At 51.1% G+C, this 16814-nt stretch carries 13 protein-coding genes; 1 reads left to right on the plus strand and 12 read right to left on the minus strand.

Translation table 11 applies throughout. The annotated features are described in order from the left end of the window. Positions 1-31: 31 nt before the first annotated feature. The 5 genes from eno to rlmD form a co-directional block, all read right to left on the minus strand. Positions 32-1330, minus strand: coding sequence for a phosphopyruvate hydratase (gene eno, locus EHW56_RS08055; protein ID WP_046074096.1), 1299 nt, complete (start codon positions 1328-1330; stop codon positions 32-34). Between the two features lie 76 nt (positions 1331-1406). Next, entirely contained in the window at positions 1407-3041 is a 1635-nt protein-coding gene (locus EHW56_RS08060; protein WP_046074095.1) for a CTP synthase, read from the minus strand. A gap of 151 nt (positions 3042-3192) precedes the next feature. Then, positions 3193-3990: a nucleoside triphosphate pyrophosphohydrolase gene (gene mazG / locus EHW56_RS08065; protein WP_152794946.1), complete on the minus strand. Its 798-nt coding sequence runs from the start codon at positions 3988-3990 to the stop codon at positions 3193-3195. Positions 3991-4040: 50 nt separating this feature from the next. Then, positions 4041-6257 carry a GTP diphosphokinase gene (gene relA / locus EHW56_RS08070; protein WP_046074093.1) on the minus strand — a complete coding sequence of 739 codons (2217 nt, stop codon included), beginning with the start codon at positions 6255-6257 and terminating at the stop codon, positions 4041-4043. Positions 6258-6333: 76 nt separating this feature from the next. Continuing rightward, positions 6334-7665 carry a 23S rRNA (uracil(1939)-C(5))-methyltransferase RlmD gene (gene rlmD, locus EHW56_RS08075; protein ID WP_152794948.1) on the minus strand — a complete coding sequence of 444 codons (1332 nt, stop codon included), beginning with the start codon at positions 7663-7665 and terminating at the stop codon, positions 6334-6336. A gap of 146 nt (positions 7666-7811) precedes the next feature. Here rlmD and barA point away from each other — a divergent pair, with 146 nt between their 5' ends. Next, on the plus strand, positions 7812-10568 hold the full coding sequence (gene barA, locus EHW56_RS08080; protein WP_152794950.1) for a two-component sensor histidine kinase BarA: 2757 nt from the start codon (positions 7812-7814) through the stop codon (positions 10566-10568). A 47-nt stretch (positions 10569-10615) separates the two neighbouring features. Here the strand turns inward: barA and acpS are convergent, their stop codons facing one another. From acpS to lepA, 7 genes are read right to left on the minus strand one after another with little or no spacing between them, the layout of a single operon-like run. Then, on the minus strand, positions 10616-10996 hold the full coding sequence (gene acpS, locus EHW56_RS08085) for a holo-ACP synthase (protein WP_046074090.1): 381 nt from the start codon (positions 10994-10996) through the stop codon (positions 10616-10618). Next, positions 10997-11728: a pyridoxine 5'-phosphate synthase gene (pdxJ, locus tag EHW56_RS08090; protein WP_077638533.1), complete on the minus strand. Its 732-nt coding sequence runs from the start codon at positions 11726-11728 to the stop codon at positions 10997-10999. A 2-nt stretch (positions 11729-11730) separates the two neighbouring features. Continuing rightward, entirely contained in the window at positions 11731-12426 is a 696-nt protein-coding gene (recO, locus tag EHW56_RS08095; protein WP_046074088.1) for a DNA repair protein RecO, read from the minus strand. A gap of 43 nt (positions 12427-12469) precedes the next feature. Then, a complete protein-coding gene (era, locus tag EHW56_RS08100) occupies positions 12470-13375 on the minus strand; it encodes a GTPase Era (protein ID WP_046074087.1) in 906 nt (301 codons plus the stop codon). Beyond that, a complete protein-coding gene (gene rnc, locus EHW56_RS08105; RefSeq protein WP_046074214.1) occupies positions 13375-14046 on the minus strand; it encodes a ribonuclease III in 672 nt (223 codons plus the stop codon). The genes era and rnc overlap by 1 nt, the downstream gene beginning before the upstream one ends. Before the next feature lie 12 nt (positions 14047-14058). Beyond that, on the minus strand, positions 14059-14955 hold the full coding sequence (gene lepB, locus EHW56_RS08110; RefSeq protein WP_046074086.1) for a signal peptidase I: 897 nt from the start codon (positions 14953-14955) through the stop codon (positions 14059-14061). 14 nt (positions 14956-14969) lie between these two features. Beyond that, positions 14970-16766: a translation elongation factor 4 gene (lepA, locus tag EHW56_RS08115; protein ID WP_046074085.1), complete on the minus strand. Its 1797-nt coding sequence runs from the start codon at positions 16764-16766 to the stop codon at positions 14970-14972. Positions 16767-16814 lie beyond the last annotated feature (48 nt).

A 16814-nucleotide genomic window follows, 5' to 3' on the forward strand; every position in this document is an offset into this window, starting at 1 on the left:
CGGCTTTTGGCAAAAAGTGCTTAAGTGCCGATTATTGGCCTTTCACTTCTTTTAGACCATTAAATGGTGCTTTTTCACCCAGCGCGTCTTCAATACGGATTAGCTGGTTGTACTTAGCCACACGATCAGAACGGCTCATCGAACCGGTTTTGATTTGGCCTGCAGCCGTACCAACCGCCAAGTCAGCGATGGTGGCGTCTTCTGTTTCACCTGAACGGTGAGAGATCACGGCTGTGTAGCCTGCGTCTTTCGCCATCTTGATCGCCGCCAGCGTTTCGGTCAGAGAACCGATCTGGTTGAACTTGATCAGGATAGAGTTCGCCACACCTTTGTCGATACCTTCTTTGAGGATCTTGGTGTTGGTTACGAACAGGTCATCACCCACTAGCTGAAGTTTATCACCCAGCAGTTCAGTTTGGTGCTTAAAGCCATCCCAATCTGACTCGTCTAGGCCATCTTCGATAGACACGATTGGGTATTCTTCAGCCAGTTTTGCCAAGTAATGGTTAAACTCTTCTGAAGAGAAGGTTTTACCTTCACCTTTCATGTTGTAGATGCCTTGCTCTTTGTCATAGAACTCAGACGCCGCACAGTCCATCGCAAGAGTGATGTCTTTACCCAGCTCGTAGCCCGCTTGCTCAACCGCTTCTTTAATCGCAGCCAGTGCAGCAGCGTTTGATTCTAGGTTCGGTGCAAAACCACCTTCGTCACCCACGGCAGTGCTTAGGCCTTTGGCTTTCAGTACTTTTGCGAGGTTGTGGAATACTTCCGCACCGATGCGCAGTGCTTCTTTCAGGGTTTTCGCGCCAACAGGCTGGATCATGAACTCTTGGATATCAACGTTGTTATCCGCGTGCTCACCACCGTTAAGGATGTTCATCATTGGCAGAGGCATTGAGAACTGACCAGCTGTGCCGTTTAGTTCAGCAATGTGTTCAAACAAAGGCATGCCTTTCGCAGCCGCGGCTGCTTTTGCGTTAGCAAGAGACACCGCCAGGATAGCATTCGCACCAAATTTAGATTTGTTGTCAGTGCCGTCGAGATCGATCATCACTTGGTCGATATCGGCTTGGGCTTTCGCGTCTTTACCTTGTAGGGCTTCGGCGATTGGGCCGTTAACCGCTTCAATCGCTTTTAGAACGCCTTTACCCATGAAACGTGACTTGTCACCATCACGCAGTTCTAGCGCTTCGCGAGAACCCGTTGATGCACCTGAAGGTGCTGCCGCCATACCAACGAAGCCACCTTCTAGGTGTACTTCAGCTTCAACGGTTGGGTTACCGCGTGAATCGATGATTTCACGGCCTAGAACTTTAACGATCTTAGACATTGTGATTCCTCTCGTCTGTCATTGTTTTTAAAAATAAAAGCGGCTGCCTACGTTCAGGCGACCGCTCGAATCTCGTTTATAGCTCACCGCGCTGTTTTTTGCCTGCCGCCGCAACAAACCCGGCAAACAGTGGGTGACCATCACGTGGTGTCGACGTGAATTCTGGGTGGAACTGGCACGCAACAAACCATGGGTGCTCAGGGTTCTCGATGATCTCCACCAGCTTTTTATCTGCAGACAAGCCTGAGATTGAAAGCCCCGCTTTTTCTAGCTGCGGACGCAATAAGTTGTTCACTTCATAACGGTGGCGATGACGCTCGTGGATCTGCGTGTTGCCATAAAGCTGGTGTGCTTTAGACCCTTCCGTAAGATGACAAAGCTGTGCGCCAAGACGCATGGTACCGCCCAGATCAGAGGTTTCACTGCGCTCTTCCACTTTGCCTTCTTCATCCACCCACTCGGTGATCAGACCCACCACTGGGTATTTACTCTCTTTGTTAAACTCGGTCGAGTTTGCGCCTTCCATACCCGCGACGTTACGCGCGTATTCAATCAGGGCAACCTGCATTCCTAGGCAAATGCCGAGATACGGCAGTTTATTTTCACGCGCATATTGTGCCGCCAGGATCTTGCCCTCTACACCTCGGTCACCAAATCCACCTGGTACCAAGATAGCATCCAAGTCTTGCAGCATTTCCGTGCCACGTGTTTCAAGATCTTGCGAGTCTACATACTTGATGTTGACGGTGAGACGGTTTTTCAACCCACCGTGCTTCAACGCTTCGTTGACAGATTTATACGCATCCGGCAACTCGATATATTTACCCACCATACCAATGGTCACTTCGCCCATTGGGTTGGCTTCTTCGTAGCTGACCTGTTCCCACTCTGACAGGTCAGCTTCCGCCGCTTCAATGCCAAAGCGGCTGCAAACCAGATCATCCAAGCCTTGAGAGCGGATGAGTGATGGGATTTTGTAGATAGAGTCTACGTCTTTCATGGTGATCACGGCTTTTTCTGCCACATTACAGAACAGCGCAATTTTCGCGCGCTCATTGGCCGGGATCGGGCGCTCACTACGACACACCAGTACATCAGGCTGGATACCAATCGATAGCAGCTCTTTCACCGAATGTTGCGTTGGCTTGGTTTTCACTTCACCCGCGGCCGCCAAATAAGGGACCAGAGTCAAGTGCATAAACATGGCATGTTCGCGGCCGACTTCAACGGTCAGCTGACGAATCGCTTCTAAAAACGGCAGCGACTCAATGTCGCCCACTGTCCCGCCGATTTCGACAATGGCAATATCGTGACCTTCACCACCGGCGATGATGCGGTCTTTGATCGAATTGGTGATGTGTGGAATCACCTGAATGGTGGCTCCCAGGTAATCTCCACGGCGCTCTTTGCGCAGTACATCCGCATACACACGACCGGAGGTAAAGTTATTACGCTTGGTCATTTTGGTGCGGATAAAGCGCTCGTAGTGGCCGAGATCAAGGTCGGTCTCTGCGCCGTCTTCCGTGACGAATACTTCCCCGTGTTGGGTAGGGCTCATTGTCCCTGGATCCACGTTGATATAAGGGTCGAGTTTCATGATGGTGACGTTAAGGCCACGCGCTTCAAGAATGGCTGCCAATGAGGCTGCAGCAATACCCTTACCGAGGGAGGATACAACACCGCCCGTAACAAAAATGTAGTTCGTCGTCATGCTAAACCTGAGAGTTGGATTTAGAGGAAATTAATGAAGTTCTGGACGGGACATTATGATACCAGACCCCATTGACTCCCACAATGTGAAAGCTACCACACACCCTGGTGTTTTTAATTGTCACAAATCAATTATGCCAATTACAGGATATTTACTTATTCGCCTTTTTGACGGCCTGCCATGCCGATTCTAGTTCATCTAGCTGACATTGTTGAATGTTTTTTTCATTATCACGTAAGTGGTTTTCAACCTTACGAAAGCGAGATTCAAATTTTTGGTTGGCACGGCGTAGGGCTTGCTCGGCATCTGTCCCTAGGTGGCGAGCCAAATTTACCACCGCGAATAACAAGTCCCCGACTTCTTCATCCACACGCGCCTGATTGACAGAAGTTTGCGCCAGCTCTTGCTCGACTTCTTCAATCTCTTCCCGCACTTTATCTATCACAGGGGCGACAGTCGGCCAATCAAAGCCCACACGTGCACAACGCTTTTGCAATTTATACGCTCGTATTAAGGCGGGTAAGCCTTGTGTCACCCCATCGAGCACACTTTCCGGTTGCACAGAGGACGATTTCTCGGCGCGCTCTTTCGCTTTGATACCTTCCCAATCTGGTGCCATTAAAGGCTTTCCCTGCGCATCTTTGGGACCAAAAACATGAGGATGACGACGGATGAGTTTGTCGCAAATGCCGCGCACCACATCCTCAAAATCAAAATGGTTTTCTTCCCGCCCCAATTGACTGTAGAACACAATTTGAAAAAGTAGGTCACCGAGCTCATCTTTTAGGTCTGACCAGTTTTCACGTTCAATGGCATCCGCCACTTCATAGGCTTCTTCTAGCGTATGAGGCACGATGGAGGCGAAGTGTTGCGCGTTGTCCCAATCACAACCTTTGTCGGGATCACGTAAGGTAGCCATAATGGTCAGTAATTGCTCGATAGGAGCCATAAAAGCATTCCTTCTAAAAAAACGCCCTGTCGAGACAGGGCGAAGGATGATTAGCGAAGACGTTTGGCCTCGACCACATCTTTTACTTGTTCAAGCCGGTTAACCACGCGGCTCAGGGTGTCGAGATCGGAGATTTCTAAATCAAAATCCATAATAGACATTTGTTTTTTGTAATCCACGCGACTTTGCATGCCCGCTACGCGTGCTTTTTCATTGCTGAGCACGGTATTGATGTCTTTGACCAACCCGGTACGCTCATTGGCAGATAAGCGGATCCGCACATGGTACTGACCAATGTGCCCTTTACCCCAAACCGTGGCAATAATGCGCTCGGGCGCGTGATGACTCAGTTCGTTGAGTTGCTCACAATCAGCGCGGTGCACAGAGATACCCCGCCCTTGGGTGACAAAACCTTTGATCTCATCACCGGGTAATGGCTGACAACAACGCGCAAGGTGAGTCATTAAGTTATCAACCCCCTCCACAACCACTGCATCACGGTGCGCCTTGCCCGTATTCGGCTTTTGCTCACTTTGTTGCAGCTTCTCTAAAAGCTGTTGCTCTTCTTCTTCAAGACTTGGCTTGTTAATCAGGCCATTGATATGGTTAACCACCTGATTAATACGCAAATCACCGCTACCAACTCCCGCGTAGAGCTCATCCAGTGTATTCACATTAAAGCGTTTGAGCGCGAGTTGAGCGTCTTTGCTGGTACCACCGATTTTTTGCAGCTCGGTATCCAAAATCTCTTTACCCGCGGCAATGTTCTTATCTTTATCCTGTTTGCGGAACCAAGCATTGATTTTGGCGCGTGCCCGGCTCGAATTCACAAAGCCATGGCTGGGGTTTAGCCAATCTCGCGAGGGGTTGGGCTCTTTTTGGGTAATGATTTCTACCTGGTCGCCCATTTGAAGGTGATAAGTGAACGGGACAATACGCCCTTCCACTTTCGCTCCGATACACCGATGCCCTACCTCGGAGTGAATATGGTAAGCAAAATCCAACGGCGTGGCGCCGCTGGGTAAGTCCACGACATCGCCGCGCGGGGTAAAGGCATAAACCCGGTCGTCAAACACTTGGCTGCGCAGCTCATCGAGCATTTCACCCGAGTCTGACATTTCTTCTTGCCATGCCAACAGTTTACGCAGCCAGGTAATTTTCTCGTCGTACCCACTGCGCCCACTGGCCGCCCCTTCTTTATACTTCCAGTGTGCAGCGACCCCAAGCTCTGCATCATCGTGCATTTGTTTGGTGCGGATTTGAATTTCTACCGGTTTACCTTCCGGCCCCAGCACCACAGTATGAATGGATTGATAACCATTGGGTTTCGGGTTGGCGACGTAATCATCAAACTCTTTGGGCAGATGGCGGAATTTGGTGTGCACGGCCCCTAACGCGGCGTAACAATCTTGTAGCTCTTCTGCGATGATGCGTACCGCACGCACGTCAAACAACTCGTCAAACTGCAGGTTCTTTTTCTGCATTTTACGCCAGATGCTGTAAATGTGTTTGGGGCGACCATAAACTTGCGCATTGATGTTGGACGCTTCCATCGCCTGCTGCAGATCGTCGACAAAATCAGTGATGTAATTTTCGCGATCAATCCGTCTTTCCGCGAGTTGCTTGGCGATTTGTTTGTAGGTTTGCGCATGCTGGTAACGGAACGCGTAGTCTTCCAACTCCCACTTTAACTGACCAATGCCTAACCGGTTAGCCAGGGGGGCATAAATGTTGGCGCTCTCTTTTGCCGCTTGTTGGCGGACAGATTCCTCCGCCTCTTTCACTTCGCGTAAATGGCAGATGCGCTCCGCCAGCTTGATCACCACGCAGCGAAAGTCTTCGACCATCGATAACAGCATACGACGTACGTTATCAACCTGAGACGAGGTCGCTTCTGTCTCGGTTTGGGTATTTAAGTGGCGAATGGCCGCCGTCTGTTGTACCCCTTCTATCAGTTTGACGATAGAGGTTGAGTAAGCGTCCGCAAGGGTATCGAGGCTGATAAGCTCCGCCTCAACCACGGGGAAAAACAGGGCTGCCAATAAGGTATCAGCATCCATGCTCAAGGTGACGAGGATTTCAATCATCTCCCGGCCACGCCATAGTGGCTGGCTGAGCACGGCTTCATCGTCGCTCAATGTTCGGCAGTATTGATAACCATCTACCAACGCCTGAGTGGTTGAGGGATCTTGCCCTAACCGTTGAACCCAGGTATTGAGATCAAACGCTTCGTCTTCGTGTAGGTGGGCTTCTCGTACCGCAACCATAACCGTTCCTATCCTTATCTCTCGAGTGACAAGAGAGGCGTATCCGTATCGACAGGCCACGAGGGCCAAACTTGTATTATGCCAACCGTTTGGTGACAGGCATGAACAAAGCCATCGACTCCATGTGTCCTGTTTGTGGAAACATATCCAACATACCAAGCGTGACCAGCTGATAGCCATTATCGAGCAATACGCGCGCATCACGTGCTAGCGTGGCAGGGTTACAAGACACATACACAATATGTGAAGCCTTAGATTGTGCCACAAAGTCTATGACACCAGCAGCCCCCGCACGTGCCGGATCGAGTAAGATTTTGGTAAAATCCTGTTGCGCCCATTCACCCATCAGCGCGTCACTGTTCAAGTCAGCTTGGTAAAACTCGGCGTTCTCACAGCCGTTTTTTGCCGCGTTATTCGCTGCTTGGTCCACCATAGCTTGCACACCTTCAATGCCTACCACATGTTTCACACGCTTAGCCATTGGCACGCTAAAGTTACCCAAGCCACAGAAAAGATCCAACACGCGATCGTCTTGCTCAAGGGCGAGCCAGTCAAGTGCTTGCCCTACCATTTCTTGGTTGACCTTCGCATTGACTTGAATAAAGTCACTGGGCGCAAACGCCAATTGACAACCTGCCACATTATAATAGGGCGCAGGCCCGACAAGGCGCTCCGGTGCCATGTCGCCTTGATACAAATACAGTGTGCAGTCTTGCGTCTGTGCCCACGCCATTAACGCGTGGCGATCGTCGTTGTGCAAGCCCTTAGTGGTACGCAGTGAGACCACTGATGTGTTGTCAGCGTCAATGACGTCTAAGTGTCCCAATACACGACGGCCACGCAGGCTTTCTAAACAAGGGCGTAAGCTAGACAGGAGGCGGTTGAGTGGTGCGCTTAACACCGGGCACTGATTCACTGTGATGATCGCGCTTCGTTGACGGGCGCGAAATCCCATCGCCAATGCCCCTTTTTTATCCACCTGCAAGCTGATCCGCGCACGACGACGATAATGCCAAGCCGCATCTTCTATCGGCGTTGACAGCGTTATCTCATCACCTGCAAATTTTTGCATCAACTCATTGAGCGTTTGCTGCTTGTGTGCGACCTGTGCTTGGTGATCCAAGTGTTGAAGACTACAGCCCCCACACTGTTGGTAAAGAGGACAACCAGGCTCAATACGCTGCGCGGCCTGGTTATCCAACTTAATTAATTGACCGCGCGCATATTGACGCTTTTGTTCGGTCAATTGCACCAAGGCTTGTTCGCCGGGCAAGGTTCCCGGGACAAAAACAGGTTTTTTCTGCAAAAAACCCACTCCGTCACCATGATGGTCCAAGCGTTCTATGGTCAGCAGTTGATGCTTTTGCTCAACCTTTTTCTTTTTCTCAGGCTTAAAAAAGCGCGCCATTATCGATTCCAGTGTTAAAAGCTTGTCGCCAAGCCAGTCAAGAGATCCTGCCAGTGGGAGTTGTGATAGTTCGCTGACTATTTTGTGATTGAATCATGTACACTGACGGCTAAATGTCGTGATTATTTTCCCATAGTTTATCTAGCATGACCAAATATGGCCTCCGCACCCGTGTCTCTGTTCTGACCATTGCCCCAACGTTGATTGTCGGCCTATTACTGAGCGCGTTTTTTACCAGCACCCGCTACCAAGATCTTGAACAGCAACTGACGGTCACCGGCTCTGCGATCATCGAGCCACTGGCGATTGCCAGCGAAGTCGGATTGAAAAATGATAGCCGTGAAAACGTACGCCGGCTAATTGGCTTTGCGCACCGCCAGCACTCACAGTTTGTGCGCAGTATTGCCGTGTTCGACCGACGTAACGAGCTATTTGTCACCTCGAACTATCACCGCGATCTTGCCATGCTCTCGGTTAACAGTGGCCAACCTATCCCCACACAACTGCAGATAAGCCAACAGCAGGATACCTTGATTCTGCGCGCCCCTATTTTGGAGATTGGTCGGTTTACCCCTGGCCTCAATGTTGAGCGACCGCTGGGCTATATTGCCATGGAGCTAGATTTGAGCTCGGTGCGGTTAAAGCAATACCAGGAGATGATCACCGCACTGGTGATGGTTGCTTTGGGCGGAATATTGTCATGCTTCTTTGCCTATCGCTTAATTGCGGATGTCACCCATCCGATTGGTAACATGGTGACCTTAGTCGATAGAATTCGGCGCGGCCATCTTGATGTCAGGATTGAGGGTGAGTTACTCGGTGAGCTCGACACCTTGAAAAACGGTATCAATGCGATGGCTATTTCGTTGTCGGAATACCATTTAGAAATGCAGCAAAGTATTGATCAGGCGACCTGTGATCTGCGCGAAACCCTCGAGCAATTGGAAATTCAGAATGTTGAACTCGATATCGCCAAGAAAAATGCGCAAGAAGCGGCGCGGGTTAAATCTGAGTTCTTGGCCAACATGTCGCACGAGCTACGTACCCCACTTAACGGGGTGATTGGCTTTACGCGTCAAATGCTCAAAACCGAGCTCAGCAGCAGCCAGCGTGACTATTTGCTCACCATTGAAAAGTCGGCTAATAACCTGCTCACCATCATTAATGACATCCTCGACTTCTCTAAGTTAGAAGCAGGCAAACTGCTGTTGGAAAACATCCCGTTTGATGTTCAAGACATGCTCGATGAAGTGATGCGACTGCTTGCGCCGATGGCGCACGAGAAAGGACTAGAGCTCACCTTGCGGACCGATGCGCGTATTCCTGCAGGGGCCGTGGGCGATCCACTCCGTATCCAACAAGTGCTGATAAACCTGATTGGGAATGCCGCCAAGTTTACTGAGCGCGGGAATATTGATGTCAGTGTCGATCTCAAGCAGCTTCACGATGAAACCGTTGAGCTACAGTTAATGGTTAAAGATACTGGCATTGGCATTTCCGAACGCCAGCAAGCACAGCTTTTCCAAGCCTTTAGGCAGGCGGACGCCAGCATTTCGCGTCGCTATGGTGGTACTGGCCTTGGCCTAGTGATCACACAGAAACTGGTCCAACAAATGGGCGGTGACATTGGTTTTACCAGTCGCCTTCACCAAGGCTCAAGTTTCTGGTTTACCCTGCAGCTCACGCAGACCGATTTGCCAGTTTCACAACCGCTCGACATTGAACCTTTGGTGGGTCGCGACATCGTGATCGTTGAGCCGAATGCGCGCACTCGCGAGATTTTGCGTAAGCGGCTGACGCAAGTGGGGCTGAATGTCGACACTGCATCTGGCACCAATGTGCTGACGGACCGTCACTATCACTTTGCCTTGCTCTGTTTCGACGCGGGAAGCATGCCGAGTCTTGATGCCATGCAACAAGCGGTGCAGGTCTGCGAGCAGCAAGCGCAATCAGTGGTAGTGTGTTTGCCAACCACTGAGCTAGAAGCGTCTGAGCATCTATTAAAAGCCGGGGTCAGCGCCTGTATTGCCAAGCCTATCCCTCAACGTAAACTGCTGGAGGCATTAATCGGGTCCCCTGAGGCGACGCCTTTACCCTTGCCTAAGCCAAGTGCATCACAAAAAGCGCCTTATACGGTAATGACCGTCGATGATAATCCAGCCAACTTAAAGCTGATCACTGCCTTGCTGGCCGAACGGGTCGAGAAGGTGATCACCGCAGAAGATGGGGTGAAAGCGGTCGCGCTTGCCCACCAACAAGCGTTTGATATTATTTTGATGGACATCCAAATGCCAGAGATGGACGGTGTCACCGCTAGCCAAGAAATTCGCAAAGCGGGATTCAATCAGCAAACACCGATTATTGCGGTGACCGCCCACGCGATGCCCGGTGAACGTGAGCGTCTCCTTGAAGCGGGGATGGACGATTACCTGACCAAGCCAATTGAAGAAGCCATGTTAGAGAGTACCCTCGCACGCTGGCTGCATCTTGATGAGGCGGCCTCTCAAGCGCAAAGTATCCCATCGCCAAGCCCGTCAGCCAACCAAGATCAAAGTGTGCGACACCTAGATTGGCAGCGCGCGCTCAATCAAGCGGCAGGCAAAACGGATCTGGCGAAAGAGATGCTAACCATGTTATTGGCCTCGTTTGACTCGGTGAAAGAGGCCGTTGAGCAAGCATTGGCCGGAGAGTTAGAGAGTGATCAGTTATGGCACGCTATTCACAAGCTCCATGGGAGTTGCGCGTATAGCGGTGTCCCGCAGCTAAAAAGCTTGTGTCATGAGCTCGAAACCCAACTAAAAGCAGGCGCGGATATGGCTGCTATCGAGCCAGAGCTGTTAGAGCTGCAAGATGAAATTGCGCACATTGAGCAATTGGCACCACAATACTTGGGTACCTCATAAAACATCGAACGCCACACCGCGTGAGGTGCAGCCATACAGCAGTAAGCTTATGCGGTTTCTAGCACCACATACGCGATGGCATACGCTTTTTCATCAGAGAGGGTGAGCCAACACTGTGTAATGCCACGCACCTGCGCCAGTTCCGCGGCTCGGCCCGACAAGCGCAAGGTAGGTTGGCCCGAGGCCTGGTTGGTGATAATAAAGTCGTGGAACGTTACCCCGTTGGCAATGCCGGTTCCAAGCGCCTTGGCGGCGGCTTCTTTGGCGGCAAAGCGCTTGGCGAGGAAACGTCCAGGCGCGTGATGGCGCGCCAGATTGGCTTGCTCAGGCTCGGTTAAGATCCTGGCAGCAAAGCGTGGTTGGCGCGCGAGGGCTTTTTCAACACGCGCAATCTCAACAATGTCAGTACCAATTCCAGCAATGGCCATTTAGCGACGCGCCGCTTCCATGATCGCTTTCATATCCGCGACGGCTTTTTGCAAACCATCAAACATGGCACGGCCAATGATCGCGTGACCAATATTCAGCTCATGCATTTCTGGCATCGCCGCTATCGGCGTGACGTTATGATAGGTTAAGCCGTGGCCCGCATTCACTTTGATACCCAAATCGACCGCATAACTGGCCGCCGCTGAGATTTTCTTCAACTCGGCTTGGCGATCATTGTCATTGGCGGCATCGGCGTAATGCCCGGTGTGCAGTTCAATAAACGGTGCGCCACATTGGTGAGCGGCTTCTATTTGTGTGCGGTCGGCATCGATAAATAAGGAAACCTTAATCCCCGCTTCGCTCAACGTTTGCGTGGCGGCTTTGACTTTATCCAGCTGGCCCGCGACATCGAGGCCCCCTTCGGTCGTCAGCTCTTCACGCTTTTCTGGCACCAAACATACAAACTCAGGCTGCGTCTCCAAGGCTATTTCGACCATTTCATCGGTGACCGCCATTTCCAAATTCATCCGGGTTTGCAAGGTTTCTTTAAGCAAGCGAACATCACGATCAGTGATGTGGCGGCGATCTTCACGCAAATGAACCGTGATCCCAGCCGCGCCTGCACGCTCTGCCAACTCAGCGGCATGAACAGGATCCGGATACGCGGTGCCACGCGCATTGCGCACTGTCGCGATGTGATCGATGTTCACACCTAAGTAGATTTTATCCATGATTATTTCCTTCTAAACAATTCTCTGCTTTTGAGCGGCTTGGGGCCAAGATATGGCTTGAGCGCCATACGAGTAAAACGCTTTGCGGCACGTAACTGAGCGACCGTCTCAAAGTGACGCGTCGCCAACGCACGCAGATCGGCCCCCGTAAATTGTCGGTGTTGGCTTTTCATGATCGATGCCACAAAGCCTTGCTGCTCGCGATACAAGTACGTCATGTTATCGTTAATCGGGTCACCGCTGCCAGCACAATGAAGAAAATCAACCCCATAGCCCAAGGCTTCTAATAACGCGAGTTCAAAACAACGCAGGGCTGGCTCAGGATTATTGTAGCGAGCCAGCTGGGTCAATGCGGTCACATAGTCATGAAATAACGCCGGGTAAGGCGTGTGAGGCTCCAGCACACGCATCACCAGCTCATTGAGGTAAAAACCGGAATACAGGGCATTGCCTGATAGCGGCAGGGCGAGGCCTGTGGCTTCGGCACTGCGTAAAGTGCGCAGTTCACCACGTCCCCCCCATTTGAGCAGCAAAGGGGTAAAAGGCTGCAAGGCACCTCTTATCGCCGAGCGTGGCCGACGCGCCCCTTTGGCAAGCAGAGTCACGCGCCCCTCGTGCTCAGAAAAGATATCCAAAAGCAGACTGGATTCACTGTAAGGGCGCGTATGCAATACAAAGCCGCGTTGAAACCCGTCCACTCACTCTCTCCTCCTGGCATGGGTACCTGAATCAGTGGGTCACTTAGAGATCGTCGATATAACCGAGGCTGCGTAGCGCGCGCTCATCGTCGGCCCAACCTGACTTCACTTTTACCCAAAGCTCAAGGTAAACCTTGCGCTCATACAGCTCTTCCATGTCTAGACGCGCTTCACGGCCAATGCGCTTGATCTTTTCGCCGCCTTTACCAATGACCATTTTCTTTTGGCCATTGCGCTCAACCAAGATCAAACCATTGATATGAAACCCGTCCGTTTCTGGGTTGTAGTCAAAGCGCTCGATTTCGACGGTGACCGAGTAAGGCAGCTCCTCACCGGTAAAGCGCATCAGCTTTTCGCGGATAATTTCAGAGGCCATAAAGCGCTGAGAGCGGTCTGTGACGTATTCTTCAGGGAAGTAAAACTCACTTTCCGGTAACGCGTCGCGTACCTTCTGTTCAACCACATCGATATTGGTGCCGTGTTTCGCGGACACCGGGATCACGTCAACAAACTCCATCTTTTCCGACAAGGTTTGAAGGTGTGGAAAGAGCTCGGTTTTCTCTTTCACATTATCGACTTTATTGACCAACAAGACCGTTGGCAGACCAGAGCGCGCTAACTTGTTGAGCACCATCTCGTCGTCTTTGGTCCAATGGGTGCCATCGACCAAAAATAACACCAGTTCGACATCGGTTAATGAGCTGTTCGCCGCACGGTTCATCAAGCGGTTGATCGCGCGCTTTTCTTCGATGTGCAGCCCTGGGGTGTCCACGTATACCGCTTGATAGTTATCACGGGTATCCACCCCCATGATGCGGTGACGTGTGGTCTGCGGTTTCCGCGAAGTGATCGACAGCTTTTGCCCCACTAAGCGGTTCAGTAATGTTGATTTGCCGACGTTCGGACGGCCTACAATGGCAATAAAGCCACAGCGCTGTGTATCAGTCATTATGTTAACTTCTGTAATGCGAGTTCTGCAGCCGCTTGCTCTGCCTTGCGACGGCTGCTGCCTTTTCCAATCACAGAACTCTCCAGTCCTGATACTTGGCACTCTACCGTAAATTCTTGGTTGTGTGCCTCACCACGCACTTTCATCACCGTGTAAGACGGCAAGGGTTTGCGTTTACCCTGTAGGTGTTCTTGCAGTCGGGTTTTCGGATCTTTTTGACTCGCGCCAGGCTCAATGGTCTCGAGGCGGTGTTGATACCACTGCAGGATAATCTCCTGCACTCGGTTGATATCACTGTCCAAAAAAATCGCGCCAATCAAGGCTTCGACGGCGTCAGCGAGAATCGAGTCACGACGAAACCCGCCACTTTTAAGTTCTCCTGGGCCAAGGCGCATCACTTCGCCCAGAGAAAACTCACGTCCGATCTCCGCCAAGGTGTTACCACGCACCAAGGTAGCACGCATTCGGCTCATGTCGCCTTCGTCCACTTTCGGAAAACGGTGGTAAAGATCCTCGGCAATCACAAAGCTCAAAATCGAGTCGCCTAAAAATTCGAGACGCTCGTTATGGGTGCCATTGGCACTGCGGTGCGTTAACGCCAATTCGAGTAATGCAGCGTTGCTAAATTGGTAGCCGATATCACGCTGCAACTTATCTGTTAGTTTTGTCATCATAGTCCAGAATTAATCAATTCCACCAATACGGTTAAAGCGAATGCCTGTCGGTACCCACGATGGTAGCCAGCTATCATTGGGGCGCTCAAATTCAAAGCTAACCCAAATAGCAACCGCTTTGCCCACGAGATTGCGTTCAGGGACGAAGCCCCAGAAGCGGCTATCCGCGCTGTTATCACGGTTGTCACCCATCATAAAATAGTGCCCGTCTGGCACGACCCAGCGGTTGACGCCCGGACGTGGCTGATACGCGCTCACCCGATCTTGCTTTTTAGGGTGCACCAAAATCTGATGCGACTGCTCCCCTAACTGCTCCTGCGCTTGCACAAGGTTGATGCCCGCTTGAATAAACTGGCTCGGCTGAATATCGTCAATCGGCACCGGCTGACACTGAGATTCGCCCTTGGGCTGAATACATAGGCGCTTATCTTCATACACAACCGTATCGCCCGGCAGCCCGACCGTGCGCTTAATGTAATCGATATTGGGTTGAGGCGGGTATTTAAATACCACGATATCACCGCGCTCTGGTTTACCTGTCTCGACAATTTCAGTGTGGAAGGCAGGATCACGTAAGCCATAGGCAAACTTTTCCACCAAGATAAAATCCCCGACCAATAAGGTCGGCATCATCGATCCGGATGGAATTTGAAACGGCTCATAAATAAATGAGCGCAGCACCAGTACCACCGCGATCACTGGAAAAATAGACGCCATGTTTTCAACCCAACTCGGTTGAGGCGCCACTTTAGCAACTTGTTCGGCATCCAGTTCACGCGCTGACACCTTGAGGGTTTCCCCTGCCGCTTGGCGGCGGCGCGGTGCCCAACGGTATTTATCTAACGCCCAAACAATGCCGGTGACCAAGGTCACCAGCACTAAAATCAAAGAAAACGTATTGGCCATAATGGAATCCGTCGTTATTTATCTTTGCCCACGTGCAAAATGGCCAAAAAGGCTTCTTGCGGCAGCTCGACATTACCGACCTGCTTCATTCGCTTTTTACCTTCTTTTTGCTTTTGCAGAAGCTTTTTCTTACGGCTCACGTCACCGCCGTAACATTTCGCGGTCACGTTTTTACGTAGCTGTTTCACCGTCGAGCGCGCAATAATGTGATTACCAATCGAAGCTTGGATGGCAATATCAAACTGCTGACGAGGAATAAACTCTTTCATTTTTTCCACCAGCTCGCGACCACGCGGCTGTGCATGAGCACGGTGAGTGATAATCGCCAGCGCATCGACGCGTTCACCGTTTAGGAGGATATCCACCCGCACCATGTCAGATACTTCATAGCGCTCGAAGTTATAATCTAACGACGCGTAACCACGTGAGGTCGATTTAATCCGGTCAAAGAAATCGAGAACCACTTCGGCCATCGGAATGTCATAGGTCAGCGCAACTTGGTTGCCGTGATAGACCATATCGACTTGCACACCACGCTTTTCCACACACAGTGAAATGACGTTACCGACAAACTCACTCGGCACCAAAATATTACACCGCGAGATCGGTTCACCAATGGTTTCTATGTCATTGATAGGTGGCAGTTTGGATGGGCTGTCGACGTAAATGACCTCGCCATCATTTTGGGTCACCTCGTACACCACGGTCGGAGCAGTAGTGATCAGATCGAGATTATACTCGCGCTCCAACCGCTCTTGGATGATTTCCATGTGCAGCATGCCAAGGAAACCACAACGGAAACCAAAGCCCAGTGCCGCAGAGCTTTCCGGCTCAAAGAACAAGGAAGCATCGTTAAGGCTCAGCTTATCCAAGGCATCACGAAAACTTTCGTAATCATCCGATGAGATGGGGAACAGACCCGCATAAACTTGCGGCTTCACTTGTTGGAAACCTTCAATCCGCTTTTCACAGCCGTTTTTAGCATGGGTGATGGTATCGCCCACTGGCGCGCCGAGGATATCTTTGATCCCACAGATCACCCAACCAACCTCACCGGTTTGCAGACCATTGAGCTCTTTACGCTTAGGCGTGAAAATACCAATACTGTCCACGTTCCATTCTTGGCCCGTGCTCATGATTTTCACTTTGTCGCCTTTTTTCAGCGACCCTTCACGGATGCGCACCAAAGAGACCACGCCGAGGTATTTATCAAACCAGGAGTCAATAATCAGCGCTTGCGTTGGCGCGTCAGGATCGCCTTCAGGTGGCGGGATCTGGCGTACAATGTCTTCAAGGACATCATCAACACCCATGCCGGTTTTCGCCGAACAGCGAGTGGCGTCAATGGCCTCAATACCGACGATGTCCTCAATTTCTTGCGCGACGCGATCTGGATCAGCAGCCGGCAAGTCAATCTTATTCAGAACAGGAACCACTTCCAGATCCATATCAATGGCGGTGTAGCAGTTGGCGAGCGTCTGTGCTTCAACCCCTTGTCCTGCATCGACCACCAGCAAAGCACCTTCACACGCCTTGAGCGAGCGTGACACCTCATAAGAGAAGTCAACGTGTCCTGGCGTATCGATGAAGTTGAGCTGATACACTTCGCCGTCTTTGGCTTTGTAGTTCAGTGTCACACTTTGTGCTTTGATGGTGATACCGCGTTCACGTTCCAGATCCATTGAATCAAGAACTTGATCTGCCATTTCCCGGTCAGTTAGGCCGCCACATACTTGAATCAGTCGGTCAGAAAGTGTCGACTTACCGTGGTCAATATGGGCGATGATCGAAAAGTTACGAATATGCTTCATGTGTTGGTGTGACTTACTCGTTATCAATAAGAATGGGATCCTAAGATC

The organism is Salinivibrio sp. VGrn1 (assembly GCF_009377995.1).
In the GTDB taxonomy this organism is placed as follows: domain Bacteria; phylum Pseudomonadota; class Gammaproteobacteria; order Enterobacterales; family Vibrionaceae; genus Salinivibrio; species Salinivibrio siamensis.

What these genes read in the sequence shown, in the direction of transcription:
- lepB (WP_046074086.1), bottom strand. Translation starts at nt 14,955, where the DNA reads ATGGCCAATACGTTTTCTTTGATTTTAGTGCTGGTGACCTTGGTCACC.
- era (WP_046074087.1), bottom strand. Translation starts at nt 13,375, where the DNA reads ATGACTGATACACAGCGCTGTGGCTTTATTGCCATTGTAGGCCGTCCG.
- rnc (WP_046074214.1), bottom strand. Translation starts at nt 14,046, where the DNA reads ATGACAAAACTAACAGATAAGTTGCAGCGTGATATCGGCTACCAATTT.
- rlmD (WP_152794948.1), bottom strand. Translation starts at nt 7,665, where the DNA reads ATGGCGCGCTTTTTTAAGCCTGAGAAAAAGAAAAAGGTTGAGCAAAAG.
- pdxJ (WP_077638533.1), bottom strand. Translation starts at nt 11,728, where the DNA reads ATGGATAAAATCTACTTAGGTGTGAACATCGATCACATCGCGACAGTG.
- acpS (WP_046074090.1), bottom strand. Translation starts at nt 10,996, where the DNA reads ATGGCCATTGCTGGAATTGGTACTGACATTGTTGAGATTGCGCGTGTT.
- relA (WP_046074093.1), bottom strand. Translation starts at nt 6,257, where the DNA reads ATGGTTGCGGTACGAGAAGCCCACCTACACGAAGACGAAGCGTTTGAT.
- lepA (WP_046074085.1), bottom strand. Translation starts at nt 16,766, where the DNA reads ATGAAGCATATTCGTAACTTTTCGATCATCGCCCATATTGACCACGGT.
- EHW56_RS08060 (WP_046074095.1), bottom strand. Translation starts at nt 3,041, where the DNA reads ATGACGACGAACTACATTTTTGTTACGGGCGGTGTTGTATCCTCCCTC.
- mazG (WP_152794946.1), bottom strand. Translation starts at nt 3,990, where the DNA reads ATGGCTCCTATCGAGCAATTACTGACCATTATGGCTACCTTACGTGAT.
- eno (WP_046074096.1), bottom strand. Translation starts at nt 1,330, where the DNA reads ATGTCTAAGATCGTTAAAGTTCTAGGCCGTGAAATCATCGATTCACGC.
- barA (WP_152794950.1), top strand. Translation starts at nt 7,812, where the DNA reads ATGACCAAATATGGCCTCCGCACCCGTGTCTCTGTTCTGACCATTGCC.